Genomic DNA, 13,406 nt, shown 5'->3' on the forward strand with positions numbered 1-13,406 from the left:
CTCCTGCATTTTTCGCAACTTCGCAGCATGAAGACATCCCTGCTCGAAAAGCACTTATCCGACCTTTTTGAAGAATGGGCAGGCGTCAGCCCGGAGCTGATGCTGCCCCTCGCGCCTTCCGGTTCGGCGCGCATTTACTACCGCCTGCAGTACGATGGCAAAAGCGCGATAGGCACCTACAGCCCCAACCGGCAGGAGAATGAGGCTTTTGTGGCCTTCTCCCGCCACTTCCACGCCAAAGGGCTGCCGGTACCGGAGATTTATGTGGAACGGCTGGACGACAACGTTTACCTGCAGGAAGACCTCGGGGCAACGACCCTCTACAGCTACCTGCTGCAGCGCGACGATGGCCCTTTCCCCAATCACCTGATGACCATCTACAAGCGGGTGGTGGAAGACCTGGCGCGGCTACAAATTAAAGGCGGGCAGGGGCTGGACTACAGCAAGTGCTTCCCCCGCGCTGTGTTTGACCAACAGTCGATGCTCTGGGACTTCAATGCCTTCAAATATCAGTTTCTGCGGCTGGCGGGCACCGATTTTAACGAGCAGCGGCTGGAAGAAGACGCCCATCGCCTGGCAGATTTCCTGCTGGAAGCCGGCACCGATCATTTCATGTACCGCGATTTTCAGTCCCGCAATATTATGGTACGGAGCGGCAAGCCCTTCTTTATCGACTATCAGGGCGGGCGCCGGGGGGCGTTGCAGTACGACCTGGCTTCCCTGCTGTATCAGGCCAAAGCCAATATCCCGGATGAGCACCGGGAAGCCCTGCTCGACCACTACCTCGACACCGCCACGCAGCTTACGAAGATCGACCGGGCGGCATTCCGGCGCTACTACTACGGCTTTGTGCTGATGCGCAGTGTGCAGGTGCTGGGCGCGTACGGGCTGCGCGGGCTGTACGAGCGCAAAGAGCATTTCCTCAAAAGCATCCCCTTCGCCCTCGACAACGTACAGGAACTCTTCAGTCAGAACCGCATCGCCGTGGAACTGCCGGAATTAAAAAAAGCCATCGAACAGGTGGTGGCTTCCGGGCAGTTTGAACCCTTCGATACGGAGCGGGGCGAACAGAGCCTGCTCACGGTGCGCATCCACAGCTTTTCCTACAAAAAAGGTGGGATCCCGCCTGACCCCTCCGGCAATGGCGGTGGCTTCACTTTCGACTGCCGTTTCCTGCATAATCCAGGGCGCTACGAGCCTTACAAGCAGCTCACGGGCCGGGACGAGCCGGTGATCAACTTTCTGCAGCACCATAGCAAGATGGGGGAATTCCTGAATGATGTCTTCCGGATTGTGGACGAAGCCGTGGAGAACTACATAGAGCGCAGTTTCACCAACCTGATGGTCAGCTTTGGGTGCACCGGCGGGCAGCACCGCTCTGTCTACGCAGCGGATGCCCTGGCTAAGCACCTGAAAGAGAAGTACGGTGTGGCGCTGGAGCTGGAGCACATTGAGCAGGAGAAGAAAAACTGGATTAATAAGTAGGGGGGGTCCAAGGAGGGTCTTGAAGGGAGGTTGAGGATAAGGTTGAGGTTGAGACCAGGCTTGGGCTGCAGAGGAGAGGAATAGCAAGCTATTCCTGCAAGGCAGTCATCGCGGAGCCACTCAACCTAAACCTCAACCTCAGCCTGACTCTTCTAGCTCAGCACCCCCTGCATCAGCTCTCCAAACTCAGCAGGGGCTTTGAAGAGGCTATCGTTGTACGTGGTCGCCCGGAAGCGCAGGTTGTGCACCCGGTCGTTGCGGTGCTCCAGCTCAATCATAATGTTGCCAAAGTGCTGCACGAAGCGCCCATCCTCCTCCTGATTGCTGCGGATGCTCAGCCCTGGCTTCAGGTAGTGGCGCTCAATGGTTTCCACCCAGTTGGCGCGCTGATAGCTGCGGCGGTCGGAAATCTGGGTACGGTATTTTAGTGCCAGTACCTGCTCTTTGAGGAAATCAAAAAAGTGCTGCACATCCCGCTGACTGTAGCCCGTCTGACTAAAGTGGACCACAAACCCCTTAGAGGAAGGCGTATTGAGGAAGTCCAGCGCCTCGTCGATATCATCCGGCCGGATGCGGTAGATGGCATACTGTTCGTTGAGCCAGTTGAGGAGGCGGCGCAGCACCAGCGTTTCCTTCCAGAACTGGTAGTCTTCCCGTTCTTCCGCACTGCGCTCAATCATCTCATGGATAAGCGGCTGGGAAGGCGAGCTTTCCTCCGCTTGCTGGAATAGATTCTTGAAATATGACCACAGCTTATCCATTGTGCTTTTTGGAATGTTCAACAGCGGGGCGGGCGGTTTGTTTTGGGAGGTGTTGCCGGGCGCACTCTCCGTCCGATGTAGTTAAAAACGGAGTCGGCCCTTTCGCCGGGCGTACCAAACATACAGAGCGCAACGGGTGAATGCCCAGGCAACGGCTTGGCGTAGTGCACCCGGTGAGGGCATGCTACTTTATCCATTAACCTTAAAAACCTTTACCCTTTAAACTTGAATACTTTAACCTTATCCCCCCTCACTCCACCAACACCCGCAACACCTGCAAAGCCCGACCCGACTCCTCCATAAGCCGCAAGAAGTAGACGCCCGGCGGCCAATCCCCAACCGGAATATTTTGAAGCGGCAAAGAATCAAGCGCGTGCTCCGCCAGGTGACGCCCGTACGCATCCAGCCATTGTGCCCGCGCGGCCTGAGGCGTATCTACCAGAGCTTCTAATTGAAGGGCTTCCCCGCTGGAAACCGGATTTGGATAGGCACGGTAAGCGCTTACACTAGAGGTCGGTGCCGCAACCTCCTCCACATCTACAAACTGCAGCCCCTCCTCACAGTTGGGGTGGTAGCAGCCGGCGCTGTCTAGTTTTAGGAGCCAGGCGACAGAATATAAGGCTACGGTATCTTCTACATAGCCTCCAAGAATTAACCCTCCATCCTCAGTTTCAAGGCCACACCGTAATTGCCCCAGATGGAAACCTTCCGTATTATCCAGATACATTCTTTCCCAGTTTAGCACACCTTCTTGTGTCATAGAAAAAACCCAGCCTACCCCACCATAGAAATCTTCTCCTACATAGGTGTTTGAATCTCCTACACCTATAATGTTGCCGGTCTCCGTTTGGAATAAGTCTGTAATATAATTGCCAAGGCTGACAAACTCAAAGTCGTACTGCTGCAAGACTTCGCCCTCTTGGCTGACCCACAATAGAACGGGGGCTCGTCTAACCCCCTGTCCGATTTCCCGGAAAAAAGAAACCAGCAATTGCCCATTATCCAGTTCAATTACATTCTCGGTTGGGGCACCAGACAAATAATACTCCCCAATCGTCGAGGTCCAAAGCTCATTGCCCTCCGGGTCTATACATAACAGCCGCAGCCGTTTGTCCACCCCGGAACCGCAAGATTGATAAGAAAGGCACTCTCTATAGACAATTACCACATTGCCATTTTCCAATACCTCAAAATCCCTGCTCCTGATTAAACCATAGTCTCCGGCATAAAAGCGCTCCCACAGGATATTGCCCTCAAAATCTAAAGCCATTACCCACACTTTCTCTTCACCAGAAGAAAATGTTCCATGATCGCCATGAACAATAAGTGTACTATCATTGAGAAGGTCGATACCAAAGAGATGATCCTCATAATTGCTTCCAAATGATTTCAGCCACAAGCTATCGCCGTTCAAGCTTTGTTTTAGAAGAAATCCATCAGGATAAACACCGGATTCCTCAATAATTGACCCAACAAAAAACAGGCTGCTATCATTGACCACCATTCCCTGATTGCCTGTTTCAATTCCAACAGAAACAAGGTAATTATTGGTTGTTGAAGATTGCCAAAGGACATTACCATCAATGTTTGTACTTGCAGATTTATGAACGTAGGTATAACTGGGCGGTGGAGCAGTCAAGACGCTTAGTAAATAAGTAGAGTCTTTCTCGCGTATGGAGGAGATGCTTTCTACGCCACCAAGATATAGCGCCTTAGAGAACGGTGCTTGCCCAAATATCAAAGAGCTTGGCATTAAGGTTAAACCAAAGAGTATGAACCAAAGGTATTTCATGATTCGATATTATAAAACAGCAGTGAGGAAAAAGCCCCCACTGCCGTATTTGAGTTCAAAAAAAATTTACTCAACAATAGCTTTCAGCGTACCAATTCGTTCCCCTTCTGATACCGCTTCAAAGAAGTACAGACCTGTTGGCTGCCCGCTCAGGTCAATCTCAAAACGCTGTCCTTCCTGAAATTCCAGGCTTTGGATACTACGTCCTGCTAAATCTCTGATTTCAACCAGGATAGGTTCAGCGTAATATTGGCCAAGGTCTAAAGTGAATGCGCCGGAAGATGGATTAGGTGCGATACTTAGGCCAGGAATCGTGCTGATTGCTTCTGTTCCCGGAAGCTCAACCCCAAGCGGCAACTGATAGTCTGGCCAAAACTGCCGGTCTAGTAACAGGCCCAGCAAAGCCCTGGCGTAACTGCTTTCCGGGGCTGATTTGGCAGCGATTTGTTCCAGGGTGCTGATTTGGTCTGCGCTTAGCGTAAACGCTGCTTCCCCTCCCGACAGCCGCTGAAGGTTGATCATTTGCACCGCTCTAAACAGGCCATCCGAAGAGGTGAGATCCCCCTCTTCCGCCAGGTTGTTCAGCAATTCTTCTGCTTGTCCAAATTCGCCGCGCCTTACTCGATAGCCGAATTCCAACCGCTGATAAGCAGTATTCTCCATTTCTTCTTCAAACACTAGATTCGCATCGGCAGTAAATTCCTCATTATCTATTCCCGCGCTGATGATCCAATGCGCAATTCGCTCCATCTGTTCCTGAGCTTGAAGCACCGCGTACTCCAATTCTGAATCTTCAGGGTCGTTATTTGATTCAGTTTCGAGATCATTGTATAGCTGTTTTGCGTCTGAATAGTCACCGTGACCAAAAGGAGGTTCCTTAGGATTTCTCAAAAAGAGATAACAAGATTCTTCTTGGCTAGGGGAGGTCAGAATTTTTAAATAATTATTGGTAGTACCTGCAGAAGTAGAGTTCTGAGGCGTTTCGCAGGGGTTAGCCAAGTGAAAATACCTAAATGGTGTTGTAGTCCCAAAAGTCCAAATGTGTTCTGCACTGCCATTGGTAAAACAGTTTCGAGCTGGATCGCCAGGGGCACCTTGGAGTAGGGCAATATTAGTTGCCACCTGAGAACCATCCAAAGTAATATTGCCATAATTGGAGAAGAAAAAGTTTCGGGTAATAAAGGACATATCGTTTTCACCCGTGAAGAGAACAGGTAAAAATATACCATTGTCAAGCATATCATTGCAGGTGATTTCCACAGTACCATTGCCCGTATCATCCCCATATACACCAAACATATTGCCGGAATTGTCCCTAAAAACATTTTCCCGTATGACCGCATTGTTCAGTCCAGCCAGCCATACGCCGTCTCCCCCATTGAACCGGTTCTGTTCGATCAAGGCGTCCTGATTACCCTTAGACTCGGGGGTAGACAGCATAACCCCTAGCTGCGGATTAAACAAATGAAATTCGTTTTGAGCGCCGCCGCCCGGCCCCACATAAAGCCCCGCCCCACTGGAGAATGGATAGGTCACCTCAGGATTAATGCCTTGCCCACAGGAATTGAAGGTGCATCCATTAATGATGGACATCCCGGCATCAACCGCCTCAATGGCAAAGTTTGTCATTTGGGAAAAGTCAGAGCTATTGAATTCAATGCCATCCGTTTCCCATATGGACACACCGCCAAGGTTAGGGGAGGCCGATGGGTCTGTGATATCAAAATTGCAATCAATGAACCGGCTGTTATTGATAAAATCATAGCTCATGAAAGAGGCAGACCGGAAATTATTCAGAAATTCCGTATCTGTACAATACACCAAGCCTCCCCGGTAGGTATCATCCCACCATGGGTTATACGTATTGGCTGAAATGGCATGCCGCGCCCATTCAATAACGGCACCATTGCTGGACCGCAGGATACCGGCTTCATTCGGCCCGGGCACTACAAATACATTAGGCTGGGGCAGGTTCTTATTACCCTCTACCACTATTCCGTCCCAATAGCCTGTGTCCTCGCAGCGGGTCAAATAGCCACCATTTACATGCAAACGGCCTCCGCGCCGGACCACTATCCCACTATTCGACGTAAACCGCAACGTGCCGGTAACGGTAAGTTCACCTCCGGCTTCGACAAAGATGGTGCCGTTTATAATTTGAGTGCCAGCTATCACATTGCCAGACGTGTTGAATATCAAATCCTGAGCAGCAGCACAGGCACAAGTCGTTGGTGTACAGCAGCCGGTGGAATTCAGGATGGACGCTCTTATTCCGCCGGGTTCAAAGAGCGCCCTCATCACCGCTTTCTGGTCTTGGGTAAAGAGGTTCTTGCATTCATCTCTACCATAATCCATATAATTTTGGAACATATCCGGTAAGTCTACAGGTGAATCTGTACAAGAATTCAAATAAGGGAATACACAATTATTTGAAACTGTATCCGTCTCTTCATATTGGGTAGGTGTATCGTCCAGCATATCATCAATATTGCATCCAGATTCCCCGGAAGTACCACCCCAGGTATGCCTTAAATCAAGCCAGTGCCCTACTTCGTGCGTCAGTACCCTACCTCTGTCGAAAGGGGGCACCACGTCACCAATTGTTCCAAAGGCTTGACGTTTAACCACAATTCCATCAAGGTGAGGGTTAGAACTTAATTGATCAGGAGTAGAAGACTTTCCGAGGGCACTATTTAGTAACCCAACAACCCAAATATTCAGGTAGGATTGCGGTGGCCAGCCGTCTTTACCATAAGTAGCACTAGACTTCATATCATTACTTGAAACGAGATAAGCTGTCGGCGTAAGCGGAGTATGCGTCCTGGTAATCCCATTTGTAGGCAGTCCATTCGGATCCTCTGAGGCCAGACAAAACTCAATTTCCACATCAGCCGCTACTCCTGAAAAGACCGAAGGTGTGTTAACAGCATCGGCATTCAAACGTCGGAAATCTTCATTCAATACGTTAATTTGCGAGATTACCTGAGCATCAGTTATGTTTCCAGCAGGTTGCATGGTGTTATAAACAATGTGCACAACTACCGGAATAGTTATGACACCCTGGACAGGTGGATTCCGATTTATTCCAGTTCCTCCCTTGATGAACGGCTGAGGAGTATGCGTTTCTGTTCCGCAATAAATCTGAGCATTCGAAGGAAGGGCTCCAAATAGACCTGTTAGCATTAGCATCAACAGAAAAACCCTCAGCCCGTATTTTGAGCGGTTTGCACCGCGCGGGGGGGGTAAAAGTTAAGATTAAACATGTTAAGCTATTTTAAAAGATTTAGAATACAGATAGACAGCGGCTGAAGGTTTATGTACGCTATATCAACAGCAACATGATCGGCTACAGATGAGCGCAGTACATTTTTCATCAAGCGCATACTGCAAGATAACATTTTAGCTCAAAGCTTGATTACCAAATCAAAACTTTAACATTGTGAGGGCTTGTTGCTGGTTCAATAACCTGGCACAGCGCACCGGGTGAATCCCCCGACAATGGCTTGGCTTAGTACACCCGGTGAGGTGCTCTCCTTTCGCCCGGCGTGCTGATCATGGGCACACGGAAAGCGTACGGGGTAAATACCCCATTAGGACACGCAGCCTTTTTTTACAAAAGTCATTCAAAACACTGCTGGTTTAAAGCTTGAGCCAAGCCTCTGCCAAGAGCTCAAGGTGAGAAGGCTAAAGTTAGGGCGTACTCCTGATGGATGGCTCGAGCTTAAAGTACACCCTAACAGGCTCAGGCGCGAAGTCGGAACCCGACCGACGAAGCAAGCTTGACACGAAGTCGGTTACTTAATCACCACCCGTTCCACCCAAACCTGCCCCTCCACTTCCACGCGCAGGGCATACACGCACGGCAGCAACTCCGGCAGCTGCAGTGGTACCTCTGGTGCAGATGGTTTGGTGACCGACCACACCGACTGCCCCTGCATATTGTAGAGCGTGAAATGCCCAGTACCCGTGGGCGCTGCGCCCGGCCAGGCGACCGTAAGGTGGCGGGAGGCGGGGTTGGGGAAGACGGATAGCTGTGAACTGGAAAGCGGCGGGGCCCACTCCTCAGAAGTAACCACATAAGCGCAGGAGTCCAGGCTTGGGCACCCTTCCGCATCGGTGCGGACCAGCCAGCAATTTCTGCGCCCGTCTCCGCGCGACTTTCCTCCAACTACCAGATCGCCATTGGGCAGCTCCCCAAAGCGGCCAAATTGCCCGGAAATATTTTCGCCCGACAAGTCAAAGGGGGGCAGATAGTAACGGGACCACAGGGTATCCCCCTCCGGCGTAAACTTAAACAGCCACCCGGCCAGCTTTTTCGACCCTCCAACCCAGGTGCTGTGCTCTCCGGCACTCACAATGTTCCCATCTGAAACCAGTTTTAGCTCCCGGGAGCCGTTTCTTCCATTGATCACGTTAGGCTGTCCTACAGTATTAGCCCATTGTACGCTATTATCGGAGGCAAGCCTTGCAATAACTGGTTGCACTGTTGTTGCCCAATCTGGACCATTTTCCTGAAAGGTTTCCCCGAAAGTGATCAGGCTCCCATCCTCCAGGGCAACGACCTGCCGGATCAGCCCCGTTTCAGGATATACCTCCGATGCCCATTCGGATTGTAGCGTACCATCGGTTACATTTATCTTGTATATTATGTTATAAAATTGCTCAGACTTTGTGCAACTAATCACTAAAACGGAGTCCCCCTGCATCGTGCCGTCCTGTACGATTTCCGTGGCACCTTCTTCTCCGTAATACTGTACCCATTGGGTCTCCCCAACTTTATTAATCCGGCGGGCATAAGGTGCGCCGGAACCATCAAGCGCCTTAGCCGTGCCGTACAACAAGTACCCCCCCTCCAGTTCGATGGGCTCTACCACTGTAAAATTGCTGATCGCATTGCTGTCCTGGTATTCGTAGCGGAACTCCTCCTGCAGATCGCGGTTGAGTTTGACGATGATTGAATTATTCCTGCTAGTCACCGCATTAAACAAATACCCGTCATCTCCGGTCGGGATCAAGCCACCGTAGAGATAGTCTACTGCAAAGTTATTTATAATGGCAGAGGTCGTCGCTGTATCCGTAATGAAGTTTTGAAGCTGCACTTCATTGGATGGGCCATACCGGGTCAGTAAGACGCCTATTCTGTCAACCCCATCGGACTCCTCCATGGCTCTGCCAAAACCGATCATCGCCCCATTGTGCCCAACAACCGCATCGATGTAATCATTGAAATCATACCCAAAATCATCCGCGCGGTTGGCCGGTTGGGCAACAGAAAAGGTATAGAAAAAAAGGGAAAGGGCTCCAAAGAGCCAAATGTTATATGACTTTATCATAGCTGGTTCTTTAGCGTTAACGCAATACTACTTTTTGGCGCAAGGGCGCTGCACCGGAGGCTGGTGCTACGGCTACAAGGTATATTCCCGCTGGCAGCGAAAGCTTTACCCTGGATATTTCGCCTGCCAGATATTGGGTGTGTAGCTGTTGCCCCTGCAAAGAAAACACTTGTAGCTGCCCGCCCGGAACCCCCTGGGGCAGATGGACATTTATGGTGCCATCGGAAGGGTTGGGGTAGATGCGCAGCGGCTTTATACGGCTCCTTTTAAATATATCCCTGCTCTCTGAGGTGGATTGTGGGCTCCCTGGTTTTGATGACAGGCTGGGCGCAGCATTGCCTGCGCAGTTGGCTGCCGCTTCAACACCATTGCGGTGCAAGAGGTGGACCGCCAGCAAGCCGGCTTCATTGCAATGCGGGGTCAGGAGCTGCAAGGATTCGATGGCAGCATTGGGCAATTTATCCAGGTTGCCCCCCTCCATTACCGGCCCCTTCAGAGTGTTGAACACCTGGCTTAAGCCCTCGTATTCGTCAAGTTGCAGTTTGCTTAGCAGGAACTGCTCAGGAATAGCGGCCCAGATCTTTTCAAATGCCGCCAAATCGCCTTTCAAAAAATGCTCCCGGGCGAGCAAGTAAGCCGTGCCATAGGTATTTGCCCGGCCCAGCCATTGGTAAACGGAATCCAAGGCTACGGCTACGGTGTCCTGTACGTATTCTTTCAAAACCTCTCCAGCCGCTTCATCCATCGCCCAGCGTGCGGCATGAAGCTTCAGCTGTGCTTCTGTTGCTGCTGCCCCGCTTAGGCTGCTAAGGGCCTCCTTCAGACTGTCCCGTTTGCTCTTTTGATCGTAAAACCGAAAAACGGGGTCATCCTGAGGCTGTTCACAGGGCGGGGCACAAGATTCGCCAGGACAGTAATCAGAAAAATCAAACTCATTAATTGGTTCAGGGATAACACCCTGAGCGTCATCTGGAAAATGCCCCAAAAGATTCCCATCGAAATGATATACTAGATTGTCTCCGTTATTTTCATAAATTATGCTCGGCCCAATTTGGGAAAAAATATTGCCTGAAGGGGCAAATGCCTGATCATCAGCAAACCCATAGTGCGGGTTTTTGACTGTCCCTTCGATTTTGTAGTCCGCAACTTCTAATGGCGAAGAGGGGGCCGGAGAGAGCTGGGCTTCAGGGTCATGGTCATTACATAAGTAAACCAGCCCGTTTTCCATGCTCCCGTTATTGTTCCTGGCGGCGTTGCCTATCAGCATACCAGCGTACTCATTGTATGAAATCTGGTTCCCCAGCCCCTCGCCGGTGCCTTCACAGTAGGTGCCCTCAGATATAAACAATTGGTTTTCGCTATCTAATGAACTTTGCTCAAACCGGTTGTACCGTACAGACAGGGCTTCGCTCAAGCCCAAAACCGATACTCCTGTGACTTTATAGCCTTGGAAAGGCGTGTAATCATTTAAATCCGTTGTCAGCTCGAACAGGTTGTCCCTAATGTCGAAGAAACTGCTGTTCCGGATTTGTACTCCTGTGAAATTATCTTTGAAATGGCATTCTTCAATGAATGGGGCACCGTGCTCCAGGGTGAGGTTGCCAGCATCAATCCCTTTCTCTAATAAATGGAAGTAATTGCCCCCGCTCCGGAAGCCGCTATCTTCTGCCCTAATGCCAACGGCACGCAATGGCGGGCAGTCAACCGGCTCACAAGGCGCCCTTAGGTCCAGAAAATCAGACAACAGCACTTCCAGGTATTCAGTCTGACTCAAAGAGAGTAAAACCGGGGGCGCTGTGCCTCCTCTGTAAAAATCGTCTACCCAAAATTTGCCCAATACTATTTTCCCTTCCGGGGAAAGCGGGTTTCCACCTGGCCGCATCCGGAGCCCTTCCAGGCAATTTATTATACTTCCGCCCCAAACCTGTACGTTGCCTCCTCCCAGAACTTCTATGCCGCACCTGGCGTGTTCAATAATGCCTTCATTGCCCAGCAGGAATACCCGCCCCCCGTTTTCTACTTTAATCCCATCCCACATGCCTCCGCAGGCGCTCGTGAGCTTCGTCAGTATCCTCAAAGTAGCTCCTGTTTTGACGGTAATGGAGGCTTCTGGCAACATCTCCAAAGGCGCATTCAAGCTCAGCACGCCGCTTTCCACAATTACATCGCCGGACACACCCACAGGCACTGCATCCGGATAAACCGTCCGGTATTGAATGTCATTTAGCATATCAAGCCCCGAAGAACTTCCCCACTCCCTCAAATACATCTTCATACGGCCCACCTGCTCTTCAACAAACTGGTCCTGGCAACTCCTTTCATCGACGTAGCTCATGTAGTTCCGGATGAGGGTTTCATCAGCAGGGTCTGTCACATTCTCACAGTCTGTTGTAGCATTTAATATTACCTGAGTGCGTGACAAAAAAGCGGGGCATCTATTATGCCGCCATTTTCCGGAGGCGGATTTTGCGTTCTGAGCCAACGACAAACTGGACAAAATCCTCCATGTCGCCATTTAATTTTACAGCTCTTAGATCCATCACTTTTTGGGCACTGTCGCTGCTCCACCGCATGCCGCTCTGCTCCATACGCTCTTTGACCAAATGCCCACAAGTGGACTCTGCCATAGCTGAGCTTATGGGGTATCCCTTCTTGATAAAAGCCAGATAGTCCATCTTATGCTGATGGTTGGTAAAATAGGTAATGGCTTTGTTCAGCTGTTGGCTTTTACTTTTGGATAATTTTGTCTTATCCCGGATAGCCACTAAATCATCAATGACTTTTTGCGTTTTGCTGTTGAGCAAGTCCGTGAGCATATCCCTGACCCAAGGCGTGCGCAGCTTGGACTGCTCGCCAAAAACCGCAGTCGCGGCTGCCCAAACATATTCCAGCACATGGATAATATCCAGGATAATGCCATCAAAGGCATCTTCCAAACCGTATTTTTTGACCGCTCCCAAGACTTTGTCCTCTAGCCCGATGCCTGCGTCAATAGGGACAACGAAGCGGCTGTCTGTATGGCTAATCCGGTTTTTGATGTCCTGTATCCCATAGTCCACCGCCTTGTCCTGGTCTGCTAAAAATGCCCTGCGGTGGATATTTTCGTGCCAGCCATTCTTTTTTGAGCGCTGCTCTTGTTTTGGTTTTTTCTTTATCTTTTGAGGCTCGTTTTCCACTCCCATCAAAGCATCGGCAATGGCTTTGACACTACGTTGCTTAGGCTTAAAGCTGGAAGTTACTGAAACAGTTGCCATCTGCTTTGTCCCTGGTTTCTCCCCTTTGCCCAAGCGGGCTTTGGGGTTGCCCGAGCGGGCTTTGGGCTTTCTTACCTTCGGTACGCCCTTGCCGTCAAAAGAGGCGCTGAAGCACACCGCTTCAGGTTCTGCCTTAGCCGGGCGGGCCTCATAATAGGCTTCCACGTATTGGCCCAAATTAAGAGTGTTGCGCACCGAGGACTCCCAGCGCAAATCCAAATTCAGCAGCTTGTTAAACAGGTGCACGCTTTCACGGAAATCATTCTCTGATGCACTTTCGCCCACTAATTCCTGGATATTGTAAGACCAATAGCTCCCTCGGGGCAACTGCAGGTGCTCATCCAGTTTATATACAACCCCTTTGTCACTGGCCCAGTGGCTCGGGCGCTGTATGGATAAGGGCCCAAACAAACTTAAATAGCGCCGCGCCTTCTTGCCCTTGCTTTGGCAAGCTGCTTGATTGTCCACGTCGAATTCATAACTCTTGCACTGTTTTAGCTTCCCGGCTATGATGTACCGGAGCAGCAGCAGCCCGATGCTCAGCAATTCGCTCAGCAAGCCTTTTTCAATGTCATGCATGGCATCCGAAGATTCGACGTATCCATCGCTAAGGCACACTAATTCTTCAAACTTCTGATTTAATCGCTGGGTAAGTTGCTGTTTTTCCATAACTTCATCCGGGAGGTTTGGCTGTCGTTAATTGTTTTGTGTCAAACTCAATTTACGACTTATTGGCTCAACCTCCCTTTTTTACCCATCCCCGCTTTTTTGTCACGCACTC

Annotated in this window: 7 protein-coding genes; 1 reads left to right on the plus strand and 6 read right to left on the minus strand. The window is 50.5% G+C overall.

What is annotated here, in order from left to right:
* Positions 1-27 precede the first annotated feature (27 nt).
* Complete coding sequence (locus tag IX84_RS06700) at positions 28-1,485, plus strand: RapZ C-terminal domain-containing protein (RefSeq protein ID WP_044217811.1); 1,458 nt, start codon at positions 28-30, stop codon at positions 1,483-1,485.
* Positions 1,486-1,637: 152 nt separating this feature from the next.
* Here the strand turns inward: IX84_RS06700 and IX84_RS06705 are convergent, their stop codons facing one another.
* The 6 genes from IX84_RS06705 to IX84_RS06730 all read right to left on the minus strand — a co-directional run bounded on the left by IX84_RS06705 (position 1,638) and on the right by IX84_RS06730 (position 13,294).
* Positions 1,638-2,246, minus strand: coding sequence for a hypothetical protein (locus tag IX84_RS06705; protein WP_044217813.1), 609 nt, complete (start codon positions 2,244-2,246; stop codon positions 1,638-1,640).
* Positions 2,247-2,496: 250 nt separating this feature from the next.
* Positions 2,497-4,038, minus strand: coding sequence for a hypothetical protein (locus IX84_RS06710; protein ID WP_152604944.1), 1,542 nt, complete (start codon positions 4,036-4,038; stop codon positions 2,497-2,499).
* A gap of 66 nt (positions 4,039-4,104) precedes the next feature.
* Positions 4,105-6,999, minus strand: a complete 2,895-nt coding sequence (locus IX84_RS30770) for a M43 family zinc metalloprotease (RefSeq protein WP_052515833.1) — start codon at positions 6,997-6,999, stop codon at positions 4,105-4,107.
* Between the two features lie 833 nt (positions 7,000-7,832).
* Complete coding sequence (locus IX84_RS06720) at positions 7,833-9,371, minus strand: T9SS type A sorting domain-containing protein (RefSeq protein WP_044217817.1); 1,539 nt, start codon at positions 9,369-9,371, stop codon at positions 7,833-7,835.
* A 16-nt stretch (positions 9,372-9,387) separates the two neighbouring features.
* A complete protein-coding gene (locus IX84_RS06725) occupies positions 9,388-11,745 on the minus strand; it encodes a T9SS type A sorting domain-containing protein (RefSeq protein ID WP_044217820.1) in 2,358 nt (785 codons plus the stop codon).
* A gap of 64 nt (positions 11,746-11,809) precedes the next feature.
* Entirely contained in the window at positions 11,810-13,294 is a 1,485-nt protein-coding gene (locus IX84_RS06730; RefSeq protein WP_044216405.1) for an ISKra4 family transposase, read from the minus strand.
* Positions 13,295-13,406: the final 112 nt, after the last annotated feature.

The organism is Phaeodactylibacter xiamenensis (genome assembly GCF_000759025.1).
Taxonomy (GTDB): domain Bacteria; phylum Bacteroidota; class Bacteroidia; order Chitinophagales; family Saprospiraceae; genus Phaeodactylibacter; species Phaeodactylibacter xiamenensis.

Excerpts from the sequence above, each read along its gene's own strand:
- IX84_RS06700 (WP_044217811.1), top strand. The coding sequence starts at position 28 with ATGAAGACATCCCTGCTCGAAAAGCACTTATCCGACCTTTTTGAAGAA.
- IX84_RS06705 (WP_044217813.1), bottom strand. The coding sequence starts at position 2,246 with ATGGATAAGCTGTGGTCATATTTCAAGAATCTATTCCAGCAAGCGGAG.
- IX84_RS06730 (WP_044216405.1), bottom strand. The coding sequence starts at position 13,294 with ATGGAAAAACAGCAACTTACCCAGCGATTAAATCAGAAGTTTGAAGAA.
- IX84_RS06710 (WP_152604944.1), bottom strand. The coding sequence starts at position 4,038 with ATGAAATACCTTTGGTTCATACTCTTTGGTTTAACCTTAATGCCAAGC.
- IX84_RS06720 (WP_044217817.1), bottom strand. The coding sequence starts at position 9,371 with ATGATAAAGTCATATAACATTTGGCTCTTTGGAGCCCTTTCCCTTTTT.